Origin of the sequence: Maritimibacter sp. UBA3975 (assembly GCF_002384975.1) — a bacterium.
GTDB lineage: Bacteria > Pseudomonadota > Alphaproteobacteria > Rhodobacterales > Rhodobacteraceae > Maritimibacter.
Window position 1 is genome coordinate 56,175 of sequence record NZ_DGCP01000018.1, and the last position, 21,498, is coordinate 77,672.

The following is a 21,498-nucleotide window of genomic DNA, read 5'->3' on the forward strand; positions in this document are numbered from 1 at the left end:
GTCAGCCAAGCAACCCCTGCGCCCGCCAGCCGTCGAACACTTCCAGCGCGGCCTCCACGAAGGCCGGGTCGTTGATGTGGCAATCGAGTTCGACCAGCTCCACGTTGTCCGGCACGCTCTTGCGGATCTCGTCGATGAAGGCGGCCAGCCCCTCGGGATCGGACAGAACGCCCCCCGGACGGTCCCATTCGTTGCCGCCATGCAGCGGCAGCAGGAACGTCACCGGCCCCGTGGCCCCGGCCAGCCGCGCGCACATCGCGCGCGCCATCTCGCGGCGTTGGTCCGGCGTCATCATCACCGAGGACAACAGGCGGTTGTGGGCGTGAATCTCCTGGCTCGCGATCTTCTCGGGCACCGGCTGCCAGCCCACGATGTCGATCAGGTCGTAACAGCCGATCGACACCATCTGCGGCGTGCCGGTGCGGCCCGCGTTGGTCATCCGGTCCTCGCCCGCCGTGACGGTCGAGCCCATGATGTGATTGCCGACCTCCTGCGGGGCGAAATCCATGACGCCCGCGAAGGCCCCTTGGCCCGCAAGGCTCTCGAACGCGCGCCCGCCCATGCCGGTGGCGTGGAACACGGCGACCTCGTATCCCCGCGATTCCAGCGCCGGCTTCAGATCGACCATGTAGCGCAGCACCGTCTTGCCGAACGACATCATCCCGATCAGCGGCCGGTCGCGCGCAGGCTTCTCCACCGCCCGCGCGGCCCCCAGCACGGCCCCCGCCGCCTGCGACAGCGACGCCTTGCAGACCGAGTTCAGCCCGTAAAGCCCCCCGGCCCAAAGGATCATCTGCACATCGGCGGGCAGGCGTTCGGGCGGGATCAGGGGCGAGAAACTGACCGTCGAGACGATGTATTTCGGCACCCCCAGCGGCAGCGCGGAACAGACGTCGAGCGACAGGTCGGTGCCCATCGTGCCGCCCAGCACGATCACCCCGTCGAACCGCCCCTCCTGATACAGCCGGGCGGCCATTGCCGCCGCACCCCGCGCCATGTCCTGCATGGCGAGGTTTTCGTCCTCATGCGCGATGGCCCGCGCGATGGAGCTTCCGCCCGCCTCGGCCACGTCATGCTTGGAAATATCGGTCGGCTCAGACGGGTCGCCCAGAACGCTCACGTCCATCGTCAAGACGCGTCCGCCCTGATCGCGGATCACGCCGGTCATATAGGACAGTTCGTCGTCCTTGGTGTCATAGGTGCCGACGACAAGGATGGTGGGCTCACTCATAGCTTGATCCATGCTGTTTTGAGGTCGAGGTATTTGTCCAGCGCGTGCAACGACTTGTCGTGCCCGTTGCCGGACTGTTTGACGCCGCCCAGCGGCACGGTGTTGTCCGCGCCCCCGTAGGTGTTCACATGGACGACGCCCGCGTGCAGCCCCCGGATCATCCGGTGCGCGCGCGACAGGTTCGCGGTCCACACCGCCGAGGCGAGGCCGTAGTCGGTGCCGTTCGCGATGGCGAGCGCTTCGTCCTCCGTGTCGAAGGGGATCACGGCCAGCACCGGGCCGAACACCTCGGCCTGCGCGATGCGGTCGGCGGGGCTGACGCCGGTCACGAGCGTCGGCTCCATGTAATAGCCCCCGGTCTCCTCGAGGATGCGCGACCCGCCGATGACGCTGCGCCCGGCCTCGCGCGCCTCACCCACGAACGACAGGTTCTGCGCAAGCTGGCGCTCGGAATTCACCGCGCCCGCCTGCGTGTCGGGGTCCAGCGGATCACCCACCTTCAGACCGCCCATGACCTCGGTCAGCTTGGCGACGAAGTCATCGTGGATCGACCGCTCCACCAACAGCCGCGACCCGGCCACGCAGACCTGCCCGGAGTTGCGGAAAATCCCCATCGCCGACACCTTGACCGCCTCGTCCAGATCGGGCGCGTCGGCGAAAACGATGTTGGGGGACTTGCCGCCAAGCTCCAGGTAGACCCGCTTCATGTTCGACCGGGCGGAATATTCCAACAGCCTGCGCCCCACGCCACCCGAGCCGGTGAAGACCAGCACATCCACATCCATCGACAGCCCGATCGCCTCGCCCACCACCGCGCCCTCGCCGGTCACGACGTTGAGCACACCGGGCGGGAGGCCCGCCTCGACCCCAAGCTCGGCCAGCCGGATCAGCGACAGCGAGGCGGTTTCGGCAGGCTTCAGAACCACGCTGTTGCCCGCGGCCAGCGCCGGGGCCAGTTTCCAGGCCCCGATCATCAGCGGGAAGTTCCACGGCACGATGGCCCCCACGACGCCCACCGGCTCACGGTGGACCAGCGCCAGAACCGAGGGGTCGGTGGGCGCGATCTCGCCGTTGATCTTGTCGATGGCCTCGGCGTAATAGCGGATCGTGCCCGCCGCCGACATCGGCTCGGCCTTGAACGCCATGCCGATCTCGGTCCCGTTGTCGCGCACCCCCAGAACGGCGAGGTCGAGTGCGTTTTCCTCGATCAGCGCGGCCCATTTCAGCATCACCGCCTTGCGCTTCGCGGGCGCGGCATTGGCCCAGACGCCCGCGTCGAAACTGCGCCGCGCGGCCCGGGTCGCCGCCGCGACATCCTCGGCCGTGCCCCGCGCCACGGTGGTCAGAACCTGACCGTCGAGCGGCGAGAGGACGTCGAGCCGCCCGCCATCAGAGGCAGGCACCCAGTCGCCGTCGATCAGGTGATTGGCGGGGGGCACCTCTGCGCTGCGCAGGGTCTCGATACGAGCTTTGTCGAGCATGGGTCAGCCTTGCTGTGAATCGTGAATGTCGTGGTCGTGGCTGTCCTCGGGCGAGGTGGCCCGCCGCTCGCGGATCACGCCCCAGATATGGACGAGGATCAGGAGAACGATGGCACCGGCGATGATCGCCGCGATGGGCCGGTCGACGAAATCGAGCGGTGTCTTCACCCGCGCCATCGAGGCGCGCAGCTTGACCTCCATGATCCCGCCCAGAACCATCCCGAGGATGATCGGCACCGTCGGCAGGTTCTGCCGTTTCAGGACCAGCCCGAGGATACCAAAGACCGTCGCGACGGCGCAGTCGGTGATCGAGTTGCGCAGGGAATAGACCCCGACGAAACCGAGCGTGAGGATCGTCATCCCAAGGAACCGCGTCGGGATCTGGATCACCCGCAACAGCAGGTTCGACGACAGCCCCACGAAGATGACCACGAGCACGTTGAGAAGCAGCATCGCCATATACAGCGCGTAAACGAAGTCGAGCTGGTTCTGGAACAGCCCCGGCCCCGGCACGACGTTGTGGACGTAAAACACCGACAGCATCATCGCCGTCAGCGCCTCGCCCGGAATACCGAGCGCGAGCAGCGGAATCATCGCCGCCGCCGGCACCGCGTTGTTGGCACTTTCCGACGCGATCAGGCCCTCGGGGCTGCCGTTGCCGAATTCCTCCGGCGTCTTCGATGTCTTCTGCGCATAGGTATAGGTCAGGAACTGCGCCGTGAACTCGCCCACGCCGGGGATGATGCCCATCAGCACGCCGAAGCCCGAGCCCGCCGCCGCGATCCGCTTGTGCCGGAACACGCCGGTCATCGCCTTGAACAGGTTGCCCACGACCCGCGCGCCCTGCGGCGCCTCGTCGGGCCGTGTCGCCAGCAGGAAGCCCTGCGACAGCGCGAACAGCCCCAGCACGACGACGATGAGGTCGACGCCCGAGGACAGGAAATCGAACCCGAAAGTGTAGCGCTGGGTATAGCGCACCGGCTCCAGCCCGATGGTGGCCAGCAGGATGCCGAAGGCGGCCAGCGACCCGGCGGCGAAGGTCTGCCCCCGGTGTGCGATGACCACCAGCACGATCCCCAGCAACGCGGCGAGAAAGATCTCGCGCGAGCCGAACATGGGCGCGACCTTGGCCAGCACAGGCGACAGCAGGATCAGCGCGAGGATCGACAGGATGCCGCCCACGAAACTGGCCCCATAAGCCAGGCCGAGCGCGCGCAGCGCCTCGCCCCTCTTGGTCATCGGATGCCCGTCATAGGTGGTCAGCGCGTTGACCGCCGTGCCGGGCGTGTTGATGAGGATGGCCGGAAGCGACCCGCCGTACATCGACGAGCCGTAGATGCCCAGAAGCATCGTCAACCCGACAAGCGGCTCCATCGAAAAGGTCGCGGGCAGCAGGATGGCGATGGCCACCGGGGCCCCGACGCCGGGAATGGCGCCGATGATGACCCCGCCGATGGACCCGACGAGCAGCGCGAACAGCACCGCGGGCGTGGCGAGCATCTGAATGCCGGAGAGGAGTTCAACCATCAGAGATACGTCATGACAAAGGTGCGGAACGGACCGGACGGCAGGTAGTCATACACCTCCCCCGCCGGGATTCGCACTTGAAGGAAGCCCTTGAAGACCAGAACGACGAATGTGCCGAAGACCGCCGCGCCAAGGATCCAGCGCCAGCCGCGATACCCCAGCCTGAGCGTGAGAAGAACGGTGAAAACCAGCGTCGACGGCAGGTAGCCAAGCAGCGGGACGAGCCAGACATAGGCCATGAACCACGCCGCGAATTCAAGCGCCTTGATCCACTCCACCACCTCGGCCATCCGCCCCGGAATACGCTCCGAAACGATGGCGCCGAACAGGTGCAGCGCACTGAACACGACCATCCCGATCACGGCGACACCGGGCCAGAAGGCGGGCTGCGCGAAGGTTTTGACATTCTCCAGCCACGGGGCCTGCGTCGGCAGGTTGATCAGCAGGAACAGCGCGAACAGAAGCGACAGCAGGGCGATGAAGAAATCGCCCGGCCGCCTGTAGCGCCGAAACAGGTCCTGAAAGGTCTTCATGGAACCTCTCCATTACGGAGACGGGCCCGGCGGATCTGCCGGGCCCGGCTGTTCAGTTACCGATGAGCCCGGACACGGTCCCGAGGGTCTCCATGTCCTTCTCGATCTGCGCCGCAGCCTCGTCCGCCGGGGTCCAGTAGACCAGCGCGCCGGTCTCTTCGGCAAGCGTCTTGGCCGCGTCGGAGTTGATCACCGTCATGGCGACCGCCTCGATCTTGTCGCGCACGTCCTGCGGGGTGCCCTTGGGCACGAACAGACCGTTCCACAGCGCAAGATCGAGCGTCGGGGCAAGCTCGCCCACCGTCGGCGCGTCGGGCGTCTGCGGCAGCCGCTCGCCCCCGATCGACGCCAGCACCTTCACGTCGTCCAGACAGGGCAGGATCAGTTGCAGCGTCGTGTTGATGACATCCGCATCGCCCGAGGCCAGCGTGTTGCAGTCGAGCGCGTCGAACGCGGCATCGGAGCCGAACGAAAAGCCCTTCTCGGCGGCCAGCGCGAACGTCACCTGCGTCGGGATCAGGAAATTGCCGAAATGGCCAAGCGCCACGTCGTTATCCGCCGCATGGGCCGCAAGCTCGTCGATCGAGGAATAGGGCGCATCCCCCGCCGTCGCGATGACGAACGGATAGGTCAGGAAAATCCCGATGGGGTCGAACGGGTTCTCGGCAAGCGCCGGGATGCCGGTCTCGGGGCCGACAACGGGCACGTCCACGACGAACGAGCCGATGGTGTACCCGTCGGGGTCCGCACCCGCGACTTCGGCCGCGCCGGGGAAGGGGCCGCCGCCGCCGCCGGGCTTGTTCACGACCGCCGCCGGAACGCCGTATTGCGACTGGAACTCGTCCGCGATCATCCGCGTGAGAACGTCCTCAAGGTCGCCCGGCGGGAACGGGACGACGAATTCGACGGGCTGTTCAGGGTATTCCGCAGCAGCGGTCAGGGGCATCGCGATGGCGCATGTGGCCGCGAGCAATATCTTCTTCATGTCTTACCTCCAGTGGATCCCCGCCAGCCCGGTTGATCGGTTTATTATTTGAACCGGCGGTATTAAAATAACTTGCCTTGCCGAGGGGCTTCTGTCAACAACTGTCACTGAGCCATGTCGCCAGAATGCGCGCGAAAACATGGGGAGACACATGGGAACGATCACCAAAGCACTTGAATTGCTCGACTTTTTCTCGAAGTCCCGCGCCGAAATCGGTCTGGGCGACTTCGTGAAGCTGACCGGGCGGGACAAGGCGACGGTGCATCGCCACCTTGTCGAACTCATGCAGAACGGCTGGCTGGAGCAGGACCCGACCACGCGGGCCTATCGCCTCGGCCCCGCGATTCTGCGCCTCTCGGCGGTGCGCGAGGCGACCTATCCGACCCGTGCGCTGATCCGGCCCGTGGTCCACCGCCTGTCCGAAGACGTGGGCGAGCTCGTCCATGCCTCGCTTCTTCAGGGCGACCAGCTTTCCCCGATCTACTTCGCCGATCCCCGCCGTCACGGGGTGCAGGTCCACTTCAACCTGTCCGAGCTTCTGCCGCTGCACGCGACCTCCTCCGGCCTCGCCGTGCTGGCCTTCAGCTCCGACGACCTGCGCACGCGCATCCTCAACGGCGCGATGACCGCCTATACCGATCAGACGGTGACCGACCCGGACACGCTGCGCGCCCTCATCGACGAAACCCGCCGCACGGGGCTTGCAAGCAGTGCCAACGCCTTCGATCCCGAGGTCGCCTCGCAGGGCACCGCGATCTTCGGCTCCGGCGACAGGCCGGTGGGCGCGCTCTCGGTCTCGGTGCCCTCCGTGCGCGCCACCCCGGACCACCTCGCGACCATCCGCGGCCCGCTGATCCAGGCCGCGCGCGACATCACCCGATCCCTGGGCGGCACCTACCCCCCCGAACACCCCCTGTCCCGACCGTGAGCCGGGGCCAAGCGACGAGGCACACATGAAAGACAGCAACTTCCTGAAAGAACACAACGCCCGCCACATCTGGCACCCGATGGCGCACCCGGCGGACAGTCAGGCCAATCCCCCCGACATCATCGTGGGCGGCGAGGGCGTGCATATCACCGATGTCGACGGCAATCGCCTGGTCGATGCCGTGGGCGGGCTGTGGAACGTGAACCTCGGCTATTCCTGCCAGCCCGTGAAAGACGCGATCACCGCGCAGCTCGACCGCCTGCCGTATTACTCGATCTTTCGCGGCACCTCGAACGACAACGTCATCGAGCTTGGGGAAATCCTGCGGGATTTCTTTGCCGAGGACGGCCTCACGCGGGCGTTCTACACGTCCGGCGGGTCCGACAGCGTGGAAATCGCGCTGCGCCTCGCGCGCCAGTACCACAAGGTGCGCGGCGAGGGCGGGCGGGTGAAATACCTGTCGCTGAAAAAGGGCTACCACGGCACCCACACGCTGGGCGCCTCCGTGAACGGCAACGCCAATTTCCGCACGCAGTATGAGCCGCTGATGCCCGGCTGCTACCACATCCCCGCGCCCTACACCTACCGCAACCCGTTCAACGAGACCGACCCCGAAAAGCTGGCCCAGCTCTGCCTCGCCGCGCTCGAGGACGAGATCGCCTTTCAGGGGGCCGAAACCATCGCGGCCTTCATCATGGAGCCGATCCTCGGGGCAGGCGGCGTGATCCCCCCGCATGAAAGCTTCATGCCCGGCGTGCGCGAGATCTGCGACCGCCACGGCATCCTGTTGATCGCGGACGAGGTCATCACCGCCTTCGGCCGGTCCGGCGACTGGTCGGGCAGCCGCCACTGGGGCGTGAAGCCGGACATGATGACCACCGCCAAGGCCATCACCAACGGCTATTTCCCCTTCGGCGCGGTGATGATCTCCGAAGCCATCGCCGAGGTGTTCGAGGGCGACAAGACCGGCAAGGCCTTCATCGGCTCCGGCTACACCTATTCCGGCCACCCGGTCGGCGCGGCGGCCGCCATCGCCTGTGTGCAGGAAACCCAGCGCCTGAACGTCAAGGACAACGCGGCGGCGCGTGGCACGCAGCTTTTCGACGGGCTGAACCGGCTCAAGGACAAGTATGACATCGTGGGCGACGTGCGCGGCGGTCACGGCATGATGACGGCGATGGAACTGGTCTCGGACCCCGAGGCGAAGACGCCGATCGACAAGAAGACCATCGGTGCCATCCACCGCGCCGTGTTCGACTCCGGCGTGATGGTGCGCGTGTCGGGCCCGAACATCATCCTGTCGCCGCCGCTGATCCTATCGGAAAGCGAGGCCGACACGATCATCGACGCCCTCGACACGGGACTTGGCGCGGTCTCCTGACCCGACCCGGCGGGGTGGCAGAAATACGGCCTGGAGCGCGAGCACCGGGCCGTTTTTCATGCGACACTGGCCCAAAGGCACGCGTGTCACCGCATCAGCGGGCAGATATTACATAATCTCCATTATGCGGCGTCAATTTTTTCGCCAAACGCCGTCTCCCCAATATATCGCGCAGCCCGGGTCGGCTGGTGATATCGACGGCCCGAAGACCGCCCCTGCCCCACAATTCAAGCGTTGGTATCGTGAAAGAATGTCATGGGCCCCTACCCCGGTTCAGACCCCGTCGATCAGGATATCCAGCGCACGCTTGAGGGCATCGCGCTCCGCCTCCAGCGACCCCACGCGCTCACGCAACTCCGCGCCGGGCACGGCGGCAAGCTCCTGCACCCGCACGATCCATGCCGCCCCCTCGACCTCAACCACCGGCGTCAGTCCCGGCAGCGCCGCATAGCGCCCCGCGTCCCGCAACGGCGCGACGATCCGCGAGGCGTCGATGCCGATCAGGTCGGTCTGAAGATCCACGACAAGCTGACCGCTCGCCAGCCGGTATAGGTCGAATTGCGCCATGCCCCTGCCCTAGAAGCTGCGGAACCTGGAAAGCGCCAGACCCTCCTCCGCGACCTCATCGCCATAGCGCCCGATGGCCTCCGCGTTCTCCTCGCGCCAGCGACGGTTGCGTTCAACCTTCGCCGCATCCGCGATGGCGGCCTCGGCCAGCCGTGACATGTTCAGCCCCAGCGACCGTGCGGTCTCGGCGACCTCGGCGTCGAGTGTCAGATTGACCTTGATGCGTCCCATTTCACCCTCCGAGCGTATGCGTATCATTCAGGAGTATAATTTACCCTCTGACATCGCACAAGGCACCCCCCTGCCCTGCCCCGCCATGCCACCGGCTCCGGCTGGCAACGCCCAAGTGCCCGCCTCGGACACCACGCGCCGGATGAAGGGCACGCCCCCCTGCCCCGCTGCCTGGGCGACCTTCGTGACCGTGCGACCCTGCTGATCGGTTACCCGGGCGAACGGCGTCGACGCGAAATCTTGAACCTCGATGTTCACACGGACGCCACGCCCGACAGCGGCTCGGCGCAGGTTTTCGACGCGCCGCTATCCCCGTGCGCCTGACCCGGGCCGCCGGCCTCCGGAACGAGAAAGGGGCCGCGAAACGCGACCCCCCTACCCCGGTGGTTTCGCGGCGAAACCCCCTCACTCGCGCGACAGGAGCGCCTCGACCTCATCCGCGATGGTGCGCATCAGCCCGGCCGTCACCCGCTCGCCAGACAGCCGGAGAACCCAATCGGCCCCGTCCTGCTCCACATCGACGCGGAAGCCAGCATCCGTCGTCCGACTGCGGGTCGCCGCCCGCTTGGGTCGCCCTCCCCTGCCCGCGTCCACCGGCGCCGGAGTCATGGCCTCGATGGCGGCCAGCAGGGCGGCAAGCTCCTCCTCCGGGGTCTGCGGCGCGGCCTCGGCGAGCGCGTCGCGGATCGACGATTCCCCCCCGGCCCGCAGCGCGGTGGCGAGCTTGAGCCCGTCCTTCTCGCGCAGGCTCTCGGGATAGACGAGCATGTCGCCCAGCTCCTCGAAGATCAGCGCGAAGGACCGGATCTTGGACCGCTTGGCTTTCGACCCGGTGGCGAACAGCGCATCCACCGCCGCCTCGGTGTTGAGGAAGGCCCCCTCCTGAGCCGCGAGCACCGAGATGCGCCCGCGTTCGAAATGGCTCAGGTCGGCGCGCACCTCGTTCTCTTCGACCATCGCGACGAAGGTGCCGCCCATCGCGCCCGGGTCGCGGACCACGGCGCGGATCGTCTCATACCGGTCGCCGTCCCAGAGGTCATGGAGCCCCTGCACCGCCATGAACCGGCGATAGCCCGAGAGAAGGCCGTAGCGTTTGCCATCGACCGGGTCTTGCCGTTCGAACACCTCGATGGGCAGGCGCAGGCCGTGGGCTGCGATGGAGCGTTTGAGTTCCTCGAGCTCCTCGCCGTCCATCGACATGCGGTCGCGGATCAGCGCGCCCTCGTCGATGTCGGTGAGCGGGATTTCCGCGATGAGGCGCCCTGCCCCCTCGGCCTCGCGCAACCGTTCGGCGTCGCTCCGGTTGCGCGCGATCTCGGCCTTTTCTTCGGCCGACCGCAGATCGGCGGCCTGGGCCGTGTCGGCGGCGACCTGTGCGATGGGGGCAGACAGCGGCCCCTTGGGGGAGGTTTCGCGGCGAAACTCCGCCTCCAGCGCGGTGAGGTCAGCGGCGCTCGGCGCCTCAAGCTTGCGTCTCTTGGCCATCTATCACGCCTCCTCGTTTGCAGCGTTTGCCATCTGTTGATCGCGCCACCACGACCCCAGGATAAGCGATTTCACCTCGGCCCATGTGCCGTCGAACGTCTCGCGCCCGCGCACATAGGTCTCGCGGTTGAAGTCGCGGTAGTCGGTTTCATAGATCCCCGACACCTGCTCCCCCGCCTGCCCGACCATCGCGGTCAATTCCTGCCGGTAGGCGGTCATGAAGTCGCCGAAATAGGCCTGGATCACGTTGGCCAGGTCCGCCTGCTGGGCCGCGTCGAAGCGGGTGATGATGGCGCGCACGGCGTCCCATTCGAAGCGCATTTCCGGAAGGCCGTCCCGGCGCCTGACCCGATTCTCGCCCTCTTCGATCGAGGCGAAGGTGGAATAGATCATGTCGAAGAACCGGCCCGTCGAATCGAATTCGAGGAACGACGCGCCGAGCGGGACGAGCAGGATATCGGCGGCGGCGAGCGCGTTGATCGTGAGATAGCCGAGGGCCGGGGGCGTATCGAGCAGGACGATGTCATAGTCGTCCAGCGTCCCGCTATCCTCCAGCGCGTTCTGGAGCGCGTCCCAGAGGGGCCAGGAGCGAAGCTGCATCCGCCAGACCGGCACCTGGAACTCGGCCCAGTAGAGGTTGAGCTGCGCCCCGATGAGGTCGATGTTCGGCCAGTGCGTTTCCTGGATGAGGTTTCGCGGCGAAACCTCGAGCGCCTCGGTCAGGGTTTCGTCGAAGGGGTAGGGGGCCTGACCCGCGTTCTCGCGCACCACGTTCTCGGCCTGAAGGGCCTTGGCATAGTCGCGGGCGATCAGGGGGAAGGCGGTCATCCATTCATCCTCGACCTTGCCGCCGAGAATCGACGTCATGGAGCCCTGACTGTCGAGGTCGATCACCAAGACTTTGTAACCGTCCAGCGCGGCGCTCATGGCGAGATGCGCGGCGGTCGAGGTCTTGCCGACCCCGCCCTTGAAATTCGCGACGGCCACGACCTTGGCCGGGAGCCCCTCGGGGCGCCACGATTTGTAGGCCTTGCCGGCCGCGCCCTCGGTGGCGAAGTGGTCGCGGATCACCATGACCTCTTCCAGCGTGAACCACTTGGCGCCCGCTTCGCCCTCGCCCTGGGGCAGGTCGGGATTGGCCTTGAGGACGCGGCGCAGATGGGCGGCGGCGACCGGGATCAGGTAGCGCGTGATCTCCCAGATCGAGAACTTGCGCAGCCGCTTGTTGCCGTCGGGCGCGTAGCCGCGTTTGGCGAGGTCGTCGCGCCCGCGCATAGCGAAAGCGGCGGCTTTCGCGAATCGGGCGGTCTCGATAGGCTCGGCAAGACGTTTCGCGGCGAAACCCGGGTCGATGTTGAAATAGGGGGGTAGGTCCTGCTTGCTCGGGGGTTTGGTTGCCATGAGTGCCTCTCCATGTTCGCTATTCTCTGCGATATCGTGGAAACTATCGCACATGCCGGGGCTCAAGTGAATCGATTTGGGGCAAGACCCCTTCAAACCCCAATATATAGAAAGCAGCCCAGCCCGACGCTTTAGTTTTATTTCAGGACTTTAAAGTCTTTGCTGAGAAAAAAAGTTTTTTTCGCCAATGGGTTACGGGCAGGTGCGGACCCGGTTGCGGGATGGGCGGCACCCGCGGGCAGGGCGAAAGGGACCTGTTTGCAGGACGAGGGCAACCGATTCGCGGGGGACGAGTCGTGATTCGTTCGGAAACAAGGGGTTTTTGGCGAATTAGACCCTAATGGACCGCACGCACCCTGGCTTGTCCACAGCGCCGTCCCGCAAACGGGTCCCTTAACGCTCGAGCGGGCAGGGGAGGGGACCCGGATACGGGATGGGCTGAAAGGTGCCAACAGCGGGCTTGATCGCGGGTGCCTTATCGCGGACACTGAGAAAAAAGAACGAGCAGGTGACAGTATGGATGAGATTGCGCGGGACCGGCTGACCGGATCGCTCAGGCGAGGCGCCGTCAAGAAGCATGTGGCGGCGATCCACGTTTCGGGGAAATTGACCCTATTACAGCGGAAGTTGAGCAATGTGCTGTTGCTCAACGCCTATGACACGCTCACCACAAGCCGCCGCCACCAGATCGACGCGCGCACGCTGTGCATGATGATCGGCTACAACTCCAACGATTTCGAGACGCTCAAGGACAGCCTGCGGGGGCTGGCCGAGACGGTGGCCGAGTGGGACATGCTGGACGCCGAGGGGCGGCAGGAGTGGGGCGTGTCGAGCCTTTTGTCCTATGCCAAGCTCAAGGGCGGGGTCTGCGAATACGCCTATTCCGATGCGCTGGCCGAGAAGCTGCACGACCCCAAGGTGTTCGCGCTCATCAACCTCAACATCCAGCGGCGGTTCACATCGGGTCACGCGCTGGCGCTGTATGAGAACTGCTATCGCTTCGTGCGAACGGGGAGCACGGGGTGGTGGTCGCTCGACCTGTTCCGGCGGCTGATGGGTGTGTCGGACAGTGCGTATTACGAAAGCTACAAGCATCTGAACGCCAAGATCATCAAGCCAGCGGTGGCCGAGGTGAACAAGACGTCCAACATCCTCGTCACCCCCGAGGTGAAGAAGATGGGGCGGCAGGTCACCGACATCCGGTTCCTGATCGAAGAAAATCCGCAGCTCGCGATCCTCGACCTCGACGATGGGGAGGGGATTCGCAACGGGCCGGTCTATCGCCGTCTGCGCGAACTGGGGGTGAGCGACCGGCTTGCCCGCCAGTGGATCGCGGAGCATGGCGAGGCCTATGTCACGCGCAAGGTCGACTATGTGGCCGGGCAGGACGGGGTGCGCGACCCGGTGCGCTACCTGAGCGCGGCGATCAAGGCCGATTACGGGGCGGAGGTGCAGGCCGCGGCCGCCCCCGCGCCGTCGAGCGAGCGGGCGCGGCGGCTGGCCCGGATCAAGGCTCTGGTCGATGCGCGCAGCCCGACGCAGCGGGATGCGGACAAGCGGATGTTCCTGTCACGGCTGGAAGGCGCGGCGCGCGACGACTTCGAGCGGCACGGCTGGATGAGCGCACTCAACGCCGAGCGGATCGCGGCGTTCTGGGAGGAACTGGTCCCGGGTGCCTTCGAGGAGGCGGAGGGGGAGGGGGCCTGAACCCAGGCCCCCGGCCCAGATCAGGCGCCTTCGTAGTGGCGCGCCCAGTTGTTGTAGCACTCGAACGTCTCGGGGTAGTCCGACACGCGCTGGTCGCCATAGGCGCGCATCCGTTTCTTTGACCCGAGCGCCTCGCCGTATTCCTCGACCGGGACGTAGTAGAGGAACTTGAGCGTGCGTTTCGAGAACTGCCAGACGCCATTGGTGCGGCGGTATTCGTCGTCGTAGCGCAGGGAGCCCACGAGGGTCTGGCCGTTGCGGTGCGATTCGGCGTGGCAGAAGCACTCGCCGGTGGCGCGGTCCGGGTCATTTTCGTCGAAGGTGATGATGTTGTCGTGGGTCCAGTGGACCGAGATGGCGAGCACTTCGAAGCGCTTGCGATACATTTCCATGATCCCGTCGCGGCCGATCCCCTCCATCATCCCGTCTTGCGAGACGACGACGGCATCCTCGGTGAAGATCGACCGCAGGAGCGGCACGTCGCGGTCGTCGCAGGATTTGCAGTACTTGGCGATCAGTTCGAGGATCTCGTTACGGCTTTCCAGCCGGTCGATCCGTTTGAGTAGTGCGTCGTCCATTGGGTCCTCCCTGTTCAGACGGTGGCGGGCGTGCCGAAGACCAGGGTCGCCTGGCTGGACAGCACGCCGCCGTTGCCGTGGCTTACGGCGATTTCGGGTGAGGCGAGCTGGCGGGTGCCGGCCTCGCCCCGGAGTTGGCGGACGGCCTCGACCATCGTGAAGAGGCCATACATGCCGGGGTGGCAGCAGGAGAGCCCGCCGCCGTTGGTGTTGGTGGGCAGCGCGCCGCCGGGGGCGATGGCGCCGGACGAGACGAAGCGGCCGCCTTCGCCCTTGGGGCAGAAGCCGAGGTCTTCGAGAAACAGGATCGTGTTGATGGTGAAGGCGTCGTAGAGCTGCACGCAGTCCACGTCGGCGGGGGTGATGCCCGCCTGTGCCATCGCCTGCGGCCCGGTGATCGCGGCGCCGGTGACGGTGAGGTCGGGCATCGACGCGATTTCCTTGTGCGTCACGGTCTGCGCCCCGCCGAGAAGCGGGATGGGCGCCCGTGTGTCGCGGGCGCGGTCGGCACGGGTCATCACCACGGCGGCTGCACCATCAGTGACGAGGCAGCAGTCGCGGGCGGTCAGCGGGGACGAGATCATGCGCGCGCCGAGCACGTCGTCGAGCGTCATGTCGCCCTGCCGGAAGGCCTCGGGATTGAAATTCGCCCAGGCGCGGGCCGAGAGGGCCACCTGCGCCAGATCTTCGCGCGTCGTGCCGTAGTCGTGCATGTGGCGGCTCGCGGCGAGCGCGTAGCCGCCCACGGGTATCATCGGGCTGTGCGGGGTCTCGTAGACCGAGGATTTCAGCGCCGACACAAGCCCGCCCGACGCCGTGCGCTGGTTCGAGCCATAGGTGATCAGCGCCACGTCGATCAGCCCCGCGTCGAGGGCGAGGGCCGCGTGAATCGCGTGGCACAGGAAGGACGAGCCGCCGGTGCGGTTGTTGTCGGTGATCTTGGGCTGGATGCCGAGGTATTCGGCCACGGCCAGCCCGCCGAGGTAGTCGTCGGGGAGGGCGACGAAAAGGCCGTCGACCTCCTCCAGCCCGATCCCGGCATCGTCGAGGGCGCGGTATCCGGCCTGCGCCGTCATTTCGAGGGCGTTGTATCCGGGACATTCGCCAAGGCCGAAGGTCGCGGCGCCAACGACCGAGGTGCGCGCGCGGGGGAAGCCGGTCATGCGCCGTCCCCGGCGGGTTCGAACAGGACATGGGGCAGGTCGGCGTCGGCCACAACGCGGGCCTGCACGGCCATGCCGATGGTGACGGCCTCGGCCTGTGTGCCCGTGACCTGCGACAGCATCCGGCCGCCTTCTTCGAGATCGACGAGGACGATGGCGCGGGCGGCCGCGTCGCGTTTTTGCTGGACAGTTACGGCATGGACCGTGCCGCGCCCGGACATTTCGGCCCAGTCGTCAAGCGCGGGGCCGCCTCCGGGCCGGCGCAGGCGCGGGGGGAAGATCGCCTCACCCGAGATCGGATCGCGTTGCAGCATGAACCGACCATCCGACAGATAGGCCAGATAACGGGCTTCGGCGCCGGTGTCGCTCACGATATCCCCCTCAGATGATCTTGCGTGCCCGGAGATCTTCGATCTGCGCATCGGTGAGCGTCAAGCGCTCGCGCAACAGCTCGTCGGTATGTTCGCCCGCAAGCGGGGGCGGGCAGTTGTAGACCACGGGCGTGTTCGAGAATTTCAGCGGACTGCCCACCACGCGCACGTCGCCGATCTGGTCGTGGGTCAGGGTGACGAACATGTTGCGGTCGACGAGTTGTTCGTCGGTCTCGATGTCGGGCATGTCGTTGATCGGCCCGCAGGAGACCTTGGCGCCGTTGATGACCTTCATCCAGTGCTGCTTGCCGTGATGGGACAGCGCCTCGGTCATGTCGCGCGACAGGTCCACGCGGTTGGCGAGCCGGTCGCGGGAGCGGGCGTATTTGTCGTCCGTGGCCCATTCGGGGTGGCCCAGAACCTCGGCCAGGCGGGCAAACTCGCGGTCGTTGAAGGTCGCGATGAGGACATGGCCGTCTGCGACCTCGAACACGCCGTTGGGCACGGCGGTCGGGTGGTCGTTGCCGGTGCGGGGCAGGGGGGCGCGGGCGTTCAGCCAGGCCGACAGCGAGTTGAGCAGGAGCGCGACCTGTGAATCGAACAGGGCGATGTCGATCTGCTGGCCCTTGCCGGTCTTTTCGCGGTCGATGATCGCGGCAAGGATGCCGATGACCGCGTTGTTTCCCGCCGTGATGTCAGCAATTGGCACGCCGACCCGCATGGGCCCGGCACCCGTCATGCCATCGGGCAGGCCGGTGACGGCCATCTGCCCGCCCATCGCCTGCACGAGGTAATCATAGCCCGAGCGGTCGGAATAGGGGCCGGTCTGGCCAAAGCCGGTGATCGAGCAATAGATCAGGCGCGGATTGATCTTGGCGAGGTCTTCATACCCCAGCCCGTAGCGCGCGAGCGTGCCGGTGCGGAAGTTTTCGATGAAGATGTCGGCCTCGGCCACCAGACCGCGCAGGATCTCGGCCCCGTCCGGGTCCGCGAAATCGAGGGTGAGGGAGCGTTTGCCGCGGTTCACCGTCTGGAAGTAGGTGCTTTGTTCAAGCGACTCGTCCGGGGAGGTCACCCACGGCGGGCCGAGCGTGCGCAGGTCGTCGCCGCCGCCCACGCGTTCGATCTTGACGACATCCGCCCCGAGGTCCGCGAGCGTCTGGCCCGCAAGAGGCCCCGCGACGACGCGGCTGAGGTCGAGAACCTTCATCCCCGCGAGTATGCCGCCGGACGCCGATTTCGGGTTCGACGCGGTGTCGCCCACGGGTGCCGGTTTTACCGAACTGTCGTTCATCCATTTCCTCCCATTGTCTTCGCGGCAGGCTGCGTCAACGGAACGCATTATGCGAAGGATGGCTTATGGGTATACAATAGGTCGGTGGTGATATACATGTAAAGGGCAATCGTTGGGGTTGCCTGTTGCGTCGGTCTGCCTGACGACCCAGCATACGAAAAGACGGAGGAAAACGGGCATGGACCTTGGCCTTAAGGGGATGAAAGCAGCCGTGACGGGCGGCAGCCGGGGCATCGGAAAGTCAATCGCGACACTGCTTGCGGAGGAAGGCTGCGACGTCTCGATCTGCGCGCGGGGCGAGGAGGCGATCGCGGCGACGCGGGCCGAAATCGAAGGCCACGGGGTGCGCAGTTTCGGGGCCGCGCTTCAGGGCCGCGACGGGGACTCGGTGCGGCAATGGACGCGCGACACCTGTGAATCGTTCGGCGGACTCGACCTTCTTGTATGCAGCCTTTCGGCCGGGGGCGGCACGAACGAGGAACGCTATTGGTATCGGTCGTTCGAGATCGACCTGATGAGCGCCACGCGCGCTGTCGAAGAGGCCTATCCGCATCTGAAGAAAAGCGACAATGCCTCGATCCTGATTATCTCGTCGATGGCGGCGGCCGAGACATTCGTGTCTCCGATGGCCTATAATTCGATGAAGGCGGCGCTTGTGACGTGGTCCAAGCAGCTGGCCGAGCAATACGCGCCCAAGGGTATCCGGGTGAACTGCCTGCAACCCGGCCCGACGATGTTTCCCGGCTCGAACTGGGAAATGATCAAGGTGGCGCGGTCGCGCACCTATTCGGGCGTGCTGCGCCAACAGCCGACGCGGCGCATGGCCGAGGCCGAAGAGATCGCGCGCTCGGCCGTGTTCCTGGCCAGCCCCGCAGCCCAGTGGGTGACCGGCGCGACGCTGCGCGTCGACGGCGGCTACACCAAGGGCGTGCAATTCTGATCCCGCGTGAGGAGAGAGTGATGACCATTCAACGCGTCAAACCGGGCGACTTCACCAAGACGCCGATCGAGAAAACCGACGATCCCGATTTCGGAACCGATATGATTCCGAAGGAGCGGTATACGAGCCATGACTTCATGCAGAAGGAATGGGACCGGCTCTGGACAAAGATCTGGAACTGGGGCTGTGCCTCGCAGGATATCGAGGAGCCGGGGGATTACATCGTCACGTCGCTGGGCAAGGAAGAGATCCTTCTGACGCGCCAGCCCGACGGGACCGCGCGCGGCTTTTACAATGTGTGCCAGCATCGCGGGAACCGGCTGATGATGGGGCAGGGGAACGCCACCACGTTCCGCTGCAACTATCACCACTGGGAATACAAGCTGTCGGGCGAGTTCGAGAACATCCCCGACATCGACAGTTTTCCGCAGGGCAAGCCGCCCTGTGGCGGGCTGACCGAGGTGCGGGTGGAGGAATGGAACGGCTTTGTCTTTTTCAGCCTCGATCCCGACGGCGAGTCATTCGACGATTTCATCCATCCGCTGAAGGAGCATCTTGGCCCCTATCATTTCGAGCGGATGGTGAAGGTCACGGACTGGACCGTGGAGTGGGAGTGCAACTGGAAGACCAGCGTGGACGCCTTCAACGAAAGCTACCATGTGCAGGGCATCCATCCCGAGCTGCTTTACTTCATCGAGGACAAGCACCTTCAGATCGACACCTATGAGAAGCACAACCGCTATCTCATCCCCTTCGCGACGATCAGTCACCGGGTGAACGAGACGACCGAAATTCCGCACCTCATCAAGCACGCGATGAAAGAGGCGGGGATGGACCCGGCGGATTTCGACGGGCGGGTGAGCGAGATCCGGGGGGCGCTGCAAAAGCACAAGCGCGAGAACGGGGCCGAGATGGGGATCGACTACTCGGACCTGAACGACGAGCAGCTGACGGACGATTACCACTACATGATCTTCCCCAACATCACGATGAACACCCATGCCGAGGACCTGATGCTGTTTCGGCAGCGTCCGCATGAGACGGACCCGGACAAGATGTATTTCGACGTCCAGATGTTCAAACTGTTCAAGAAAGACGAGGAGCCGCCCAAGCGCAAGCCGCGCAACGAACGCTTCAAGCATGGCGAGCGGTCGATGGGGCTGGTCATCGATCAGGATGCGGCGAACCTGCCGGGCGTGCAGCGCGGGATGCATTCGGCGGCCTTCGACGGGCTGTGGCTGGGCGATCAGGAGCTGCGCATCCGGCATTTCCACAAGGTGCTGATGGATTATGTCGGTGAAGACTGACCCGCATCCCGCGCGCAAGTGGGAGGATCTGGAGATCGGGGAGGAGACGACATCCTCACCGCTGACCGTCACCGCCGAGGATATCATCGCCTTTGCCGGGCAGTATGACCCGCAGTATTTCCACAACGACGCCGAGGCGGCGAAAGAGTCGCTGTTCGGGGAGCTTGTGGCGAGCGGCATCCACACCGCGGCGCTGTGGCGGATCATGGATCATGAGGTGAACGGCAACATCGACTGGGTCTGTGGTGTCCAGTGGGACAACGTGCGCTGGCGCCGCGCGGTCAGGGCGGGCGATACGCTCACCGCGTCGTCGCGGGTTCTGTCGAAACGCCCCTCGGCCAGCCGCCCCGGCGTGGGGCTGGCGGTGCTGGAGCATTGGGTGACCAATCAGGACGGCGAGGTGGCGTTCAGCTTTTCCTCGACCGATCTGGTCTATCGGCGCGCGCAGGAATGACCCATCCGCCGCGCTGCGAGGCTCTGCTGATTACCGGCGGGCCGTATCACGATATGGACCACGCGCGGCACGCCTTGCTCGGTTTCATGGCCGAACGGGAGCGGATGCGCGTGACGGTGCGCGACCAGTATGACCCGGCCGCCATCGACGCGGCCGAGGTCATCGTGACCTATACCTGCGACAGGGTGCCGGACGAGGCGGGGCTGGACGCGCTTGAGGCGTTCGTGGCGCGCGGCGGGCGCTGGTTCGCGCTGCATGGCACGAACAGCCGGATGGTGCTGAACGGTGACGATCCGGTCGTTTGCCCGCCCTTGCCGGAGCGGTTCCTTGCGCTGCTGGGGAGCCAGTTCGCGGCGCACCCGGCGCCGGGCCGGTTCAAGGTGAAGCCCGCCATGCCGGATGCGCTGACGGACGGGGTGGGGGCGTTTTTCGTCGAGGATGAGCAATACCTGCAACATCACCTGCCGGGAAACGAGGTGCTGTTGACCACGACGTTCGAGGGCGAGACGCTGCTGTTCGATACACGCGACTGGCCCCGGGCGGAGCATCAGGTGATGTACCGGCGGCCCCACGGGGCGGGGGCGGTGCTCTACCTTACGCTGGGACACACGCGGGGGCGCTATGACATGCGGCCCGTGACCGAGTTCTATCCCTTTGTCGAACGTGGGTCGTGGGACCATCCGGTATATCACAGGCTGATCCGACGCGGATTGGCATGGACGATGAGAGAGACGACATGAACATGGACTTCAGCGAGCCGGGCGCGACCCGTGTGACCTATGAGATGGACGACGGCGTCCGGCTGGTGGGCGAGACGTTCGGGCCTGACGACGCGCCGGCGGTGGTGCTGGCGCATGGCGGCGGGCAGACCCGCTATGCCTGGAGCCGGGTGGCCAAGCGGCTGGGTGCCGCTGGCTGGCACGCGGTGGCGCTCGACCTGCGCGGGCATGGCGAGAGCGACTGGGACGCGGCGGGGGATTACACCATCCCGCGCTTCGGGCGCGATCTGGAGCAGGTGGCGCGGCAGTTCGCGCAGCCGCCGGTGATCGTCGGCGCGTCGCTGGGTGGCAATGCCGGGCTGCTGGTCGCGGGGCAGGGGGCGGATGCGCCGTGCCGGGGTCTCGTGCTGGTCGATATCACGCCCAAGATCGACGAAAAGGGCGTGGACAAGATCATCGGGTTCATGGGCAAGCACCTGGAGGACGGGTTCGCCAGCTATGACGAGGCGGCCGAGGCCATCGCGGGCTATACCGACCGGGGCGAACGGCGGTCGAACCGCGACAGCCTGCGCCGGTATCTGCGCGAGCGGCCCGACGGGCGGCTCAGGTGGCACTGGGACCCGCAGTTCATCGTGGGGCGCAAGTCGTCGCGCATGGCACCCGAAAGTCTGGGTCAGCTCGAGGGCGCGCTGGCGGCGGCGACCGTGCCGATCCTGCTGGTGCGAGGGTCGAACAGCGATCTGGTGAATGACGACAGCGTGGCCGAATTCCTGAAAATCGCGCCAAAGGCCCAGTTTCGCGACGTCACCGGGGCGGGCCACATGATCGTGGGCGACCGCAACGATGTGTTCGCCGAAACGCTGGACGACTTCCTGAACGGGCTTTAGCGGTTCGGCTTCACGAGCACGCGGCGCCCTTCGATCTTCACATCGAACTTCGGCAGGTTCGGGCAGGCGGATTTCGCCTTGCCCGTGCGGATGTCGAAGCGCGCGCCGTGGTGGGGGCAGGTGATCTCACCCCCCTCCACGTCGCCGCCTTCGAGTTTGCCGAAGGAATGGGTGCAGAAGCCGGAGAAGGCCACGATCTCGCCCTGCGGATCGCGCGCGAGCATGACCTCCTGGCTGCCGATGGTGGTGAAAAAGACGCCCGTTTTCGGCACCTGCATGGTCGAGCAGGCATCCTGAAAGTCTTTCTGTCCGCCCGGTAGCATGGCGC

General features: G+C 65.9%; 22 protein-coding genes. 8 read left to right on the plus strand and 14 right to left on the minus strand.

Translation table 11 applies throughout. The features are described 5' to 3' along the window. Position 1: 1 nt before the first annotated feature. The 5 genes from B2585_RS20045 to B2585_RS20065 are packed head-to-tail and all read right to left on the minus strand — an operon-like array spanning position 2 to position 5,757. Positions 2 to 1,231 carry a Tm-1-like ATP-binding domain-containing protein gene (locus B2585_RS20045; protein WP_292025774.1) on the minus strand — a complete coding sequence of 410 codons (1,230 nt, stop codon included), beginning with the start codon at positions 1,229 to 1,231 and terminating at the stop codon, positions 2 to 4. Next, positions 1,228 to 2,712, minus strand: coding sequence for an aldehyde dehydrogenase (locus B2585_RS20050; RefSeq protein WP_292025775.1), 1,485 nt, complete (start codon positions 2,710 to 2,712; stop codon positions 1,228 to 1,230). The genes B2585_RS20045 and B2585_RS20050 overlap by 4 nt, the downstream gene beginning before the upstream one ends. A gap of 3 nt (positions 2,713 to 2,715) precedes the next feature. Beyond that, the gene (locus B2585_RS20055; protein WP_292025776.1) at positions 2,716 to 4,239 is read right to left on the minus strand and encodes a tripartite tricarboxylate transporter permease; all 1,524 of its coding nucleotides are present in this window, start codon (positions 4,237 to 4,239) and stop codon (positions 2,716 to 2,718) included. After that, entirely contained in the window at positions 4,239 to 4,772 is a 534-nt protein-coding gene (locus B2585_RS20060; protein ID WP_292025777.1) for a tripartite tricarboxylate transporter TctB family protein, read from the minus strand. The genes B2585_RS20055 and B2585_RS20060 overlap by 1 nt, the downstream gene beginning before the upstream one ends. 52 nt (positions 4,773 to 4,824) lie before the next feature. After that, entirely contained in the window at positions 4,825 to 5,757 is a 933-nt protein-coding gene (locus B2585_RS20065; protein ID WP_292025778.1) for a tripartite tricarboxylate transporter substrate-binding protein, read from the minus strand. 151 nt (positions 5,758 to 5,908) lie between these two features. Here B2585_RS20065 and B2585_RS20070 point away from each other — a divergent pair, with 151 nt between their 5' ends. Both B2585_RS20070 and B2585_RS20075 read left to right on the plus strand, forming a co-directional pair. After that, entirely contained in the window at positions 5,909 to 6,685 is a 777-nt protein-coding gene (locus tag B2585_RS20070; protein ID WP_292025779.1) for an IclR family transcriptional regulator, read from the plus strand. A gap of 25 nt (positions 6,686 to 6,710) precedes the next feature. Next, a complete protein-coding gene (locus B2585_RS20075) occupies positions 6,711 to 8,066 on the plus strand; it encodes an aspartate aminotransferase family protein (RefSeq protein WP_292025780.1) in 1,356 nt (451 codons plus the stop codon). A 273-nt stretch (positions 8,067 to 8,339) separates the two neighbouring features. Here the strand turns inward: B2585_RS20075 and B2585_RS20080 are convergent, their stop codons facing one another. The 4 genes from B2585_RS20080 to B2585_RS20100 all read right to left on the minus strand — a co-directional run bounded on the left by B2585_RS20080 (position 8,340) and on the right by B2585_RS20100 (position 11,750). After that, complete coding sequence (locus B2585_RS20080) at positions 8,340 to 8,633, minus strand: CcdB family protein (protein ID WP_292025781.1); 294 nt, start codon at positions 8,631 to 8,633, stop codon at positions 8,340 to 8,342. A 9-nt stretch (positions 8,634 to 8,642) separates the two neighbouring features. Further along, a complete protein-coding gene (locus tag B2585_RS20085) occupies positions 8,643 to 8,864 on the minus strand; it encodes a type II toxin-antitoxin system CcdA family antitoxin (protein WP_292025782.1) in 222 nt (73 codons plus the stop codon). 405 nt (positions 8,865 to 9,269) lie between these two features. Then, a complete protein-coding gene (locus B2585_RS20095; RefSeq protein ID WP_292025783.1) occupies positions 9,270 to 10,349 on the minus strand; it encodes a ParB/RepB/Spo0J family partition protein in 1,080 nt (359 codons plus the stop codon). 3 nt (positions 10,350 to 10,352) lie between these two features. Beyond that, positions 10,353 to 11,750, minus strand: coding sequence for an AAA family ATPase (locus tag B2585_RS20100; RefSeq protein WP_292025784.1), 1,398 nt, complete (start codon positions 11,748 to 11,750; stop codon positions 10,353 to 10,355). A 516-nt stretch (positions 11,751 to 12,266) separates the two neighbouring features. Here B2585_RS20100 and B2585_RS20105 point away from each other — a divergent pair. After that, a complete protein-coding gene (locus tag B2585_RS20105) occupies positions 12,267 to 13,457 on the plus strand; it encodes a replication initiation protein (protein WP_292025785.1) in 1,191 nt (396 codons plus the stop codon). A 20-nt stretch (positions 13,458 to 13,477) separates the two neighbouring features. Here B2585_RS20105 and B2585_RS20110 read toward each other — a convergent pair whose 3' ends face one another. From B2585_RS20110 to B2585_RS20125, 4 genes are read right to left on the minus strand one after another with little or no spacing between them, the layout of a single operon-like run. Then, positions 13,478 to 14,035 carry a nuclear transport factor 2 family protein gene (locus tag B2585_RS20110; RefSeq protein ID WP_292025786.1) on the minus strand — a complete coding sequence of 186 codons (558 nt, stop codon included), beginning with the start codon at positions 14,033 to 14,035 and terminating at the stop codon, positions 13,478 to 13,480. 14 nt (positions 14,036 to 14,049) lie between these two features. Continuing rightward, a complete protein-coding gene (locus B2585_RS20115) occupies positions 14,050 to 15,198 on the minus strand; it encodes a thiolase (protein ID WP_292025787.1) in 1,149 nt (382 codons plus the stop codon). Further along, the gene (locus B2585_RS20120; protein ID WP_292025788.1) at positions 15,195 to 15,569 is read right to left on the minus strand and encodes a Zn-ribbon domain-containing OB-fold protein; all 375 of its coding nucleotides are present in this window, start codon (positions 15,567 to 15,569) and stop codon (positions 15,195 to 15,197) included. The genes B2585_RS20115 and B2585_RS20120 overlap by 4 nt, the downstream gene beginning before the upstream one ends. A 10-nt stretch (positions 15,570 to 15,579) precedes the next feature. Next, a complete protein-coding gene (locus B2585_RS20125) occupies positions 15,580 to 16,863 on the minus strand; it encodes a CaiB/BaiF CoA transferase family protein (protein ID WP_292025789.1) in 1,284 nt (427 codons plus the stop codon). Between the two features lie 178 nt (positions 16,864 to 17,041). Here B2585_RS20125 and B2585_RS20130 point away from each other — a divergent pair, with 178 nt between their 5' ends. Genes B2585_RS20130 through B2585_RS20150 form a run of 5 tightly spaced genes read left to right on the plus strand, consistent with a single transcriptional unit; the run spans position 17,042 to position 21,170 of the window. Continuing rightward, entirely contained in the window at positions 17,042 to 17,803 is a 762-nt protein-coding gene (locus B2585_RS20130) for an SDR family NAD(P)-dependent oxidoreductase (protein WP_292025790.1), read from the plus strand. Between the two features lie 20 nt (positions 17,804 to 17,823). Continuing rightward, positions 17,824 to 19,110, plus strand: coding sequence for an aromatic ring-hydroxylating oxygenase subunit alpha (locus tag B2585_RS20135; RefSeq protein ID WP_292025791.1), 1,287 nt, complete (start codon positions 17,824 to 17,826; stop codon positions 19,108 to 19,110). Next, positions 19,094 to 19,564, plus strand: coding sequence for a MaoC family dehydratase (locus B2585_RS20140; RefSeq protein ID WP_292025792.1), 471 nt, complete (start codon positions 19,094 to 19,096; stop codon positions 19,562 to 19,564). Before B2585_RS20135 ends, B2585_RS20140 begins: the two co-directional genes overlap by 17 nt. Continuing rightward, positions 19,561 to 20,304 (plus strand): ThuA domain-containing protein, encoded by a 744-nt coding sequence (locus B2585_RS20145; protein WP_292025793.1) that lies wholly within the window; start codon positions 19,561 to 19,563, stop codon positions 20,302 to 20,304. The genes B2585_RS20140 and B2585_RS20145 overlap by 4 nt, the downstream gene beginning before the upstream one ends. Next, positions 20,280 to 21,170 (plus strand): alpha/beta fold hydrolase, encoded by an 891-nt coding sequence (locus B2585_RS20150; protein WP_292025794.1) that lies wholly within the window; start codon positions 20,280 to 20,282, stop codon positions 21,168 to 21,170. Before B2585_RS20145 ends, B2585_RS20150 begins: the two co-directional genes overlap by 25 nt. Here the strand turns inward: B2585_RS20150 and B2585_RS20155 are convergent. Beyond that, positions 21,167 to 21,493, minus strand: a complete 327-nt coding sequence (locus B2585_RS20155; protein ID WP_292025796.1) for a Rieske (2Fe-2S) protein — start codon at positions 21,491 to 21,493, stop codon at positions 21,167 to 21,169. The genes B2585_RS20150 and B2585_RS20155 overlap by 4 nt on opposite strands. Positions 21,494 to 21,498 lie beyond the last annotated feature (5 nt).

What these genes read in the sequence shown, in the direction of transcription:
- B2585_RS20045 (WP_292025774.1), bottom strand. Translation starts at nt 1,231, where the DNA reads ATGAGTGAGCCCACCATCCTTGTCGTCGGCACCTATGACACCAAGGAC.
- B2585_RS20050 (WP_292025775.1), bottom strand. Translation starts at nt 2,712, where the DNA reads ATGCTCGACAAAGCTCGTATCGAGACCCTGCGCAGCGCAGAGGTGCCC.
- B2585_RS20055 (WP_292025776.1), bottom strand. Translation starts at nt 4,239, where the DNA reads ATGGTTGAACTCCTCTCCGGCATTCAGATGCTCGCCACGCCCGCGGTG.
- B2585_RS20060 (WP_292025777.1), bottom strand. Translation starts at nt 4,772, where the DNA reads ATGAAGACCTTTCAGGACCTGTTTCGGCGCTACAGGCGGCCGGGCGAT.
- B2585_RS20065 (WP_292025778.1), bottom strand. Translation starts at nt 5,757, where the DNA reads ATGAAGAAGATATTGCTCGCGGCCACATGCGCCATCGCGATGCCCCTG.
- B2585_RS20070 (WP_292025779.1), top strand. Translation starts at nt 5,909, where the DNA reads ATGGGAACGATCACCAAAGCACTTGAATTGCTCGACTTTTTCTCGAAG.
- B2585_RS20075 (WP_292025780.1), top strand. Translation starts at nt 6,711, where the DNA reads ATGAAAGACAGCAACTTCCTGAAAGAACACAACGCCCGCCACATCTGG.
- B2585_RS20080 (WP_292025781.1), bottom strand. Translation starts at nt 8,633, where the DNA reads ATGGCGCAATTCGACCTATACCGGCTGGCGAGCGGTCAGCTTGTCGTG.
- B2585_RS20085 (WP_292025782.1), bottom strand. Translation starts at nt 8,864, where the DNA reads ATGGGACGCATCAAGGTCAATCTGACACTCGACGCCGAGGTCGCCGAG.
- B2585_RS20095 (WP_292025783.1), bottom strand. Translation starts at nt 10,349, where the DNA reads ATGGCCAAGAGACGCAAGCTTGAGGCGCCGAGCGCCGCTGACCTCACC.
- B2585_RS20100 (WP_292025784.1), bottom strand. Translation starts at nt 11,750, where the DNA reads ATGGCAACCAAACCCCCGAGCAAGCAGGACCTACCCCCCTATTTCAAC.
- B2585_RS20105 (WP_292025785.1), top strand. Translation starts at nt 12,267, where the DNA reads ATGGATGAGATTGCGCGGGACCGGCTGACCGGATCGCTCAGGCGAGGC.
- B2585_RS20110 (WP_292025786.1), bottom strand. Translation starts at nt 14,035, where the DNA reads ATGGACGACGCACTACTCAAACGGATCGACCGGCTGGAAAGCCGTAAC.
- B2585_RS20115 (WP_292025787.1), bottom strand. Translation starts at nt 15,198, where the DNA reads ATGACCGGCTTCCCCCGCGCGCGCACCTCGGTCGTTGGCGCCGCGACC.
- B2585_RS20125 (WP_292025789.1), bottom strand. Translation starts at nt 16,863, where the DNA reads ATGAACGACAGTTCGGTAAAACCGGCACCCGTGGGCGACACCGCGTCG.
- B2585_RS20130 (WP_292025790.1), top strand. Translation starts at nt 17,042, where the DNA reads ATGGACCTTGGCCTTAAGGGGATGAAAGCAGCCGTGACGGGCGGCAGC.
- B2585_RS20135 (WP_292025791.1), top strand. Translation starts at nt 17,824, where the DNA reads ATGACCATTCAACGCGTCAAACCGGGCGACTTCACCAAGACGCCGATC.
- B2585_RS20140 (WP_292025792.1), top strand. Translation starts at nt 19,094, where the DNA reads ATGTCGGTGAAGACTGACCCGCATCCCGCGCGCAAGTGGGAGGATCTG.
- B2585_RS20145 (WP_292025793.1), top strand. Translation starts at nt 19,561, where the DNA reads ATGACCCATCCGCCGCGCTGCGAGGCTCTGCTGATTACCGGCGGGCCG.
- B2585_RS20150 (WP_292025794.1), top strand. Translation starts at nt 20,280, where the DNA reads ATGGACGATGAGAGAGACGACATGAACATGGACTTCAGCGAGCCGGGC.
- B2585_RS20155 (WP_292025796.1), bottom strand. Translation starts at nt 21,493, where the DNA reads ATGCTACCGGGCGGACAGAAAGACTTTCAGGATGCCTGCTCGACCATG.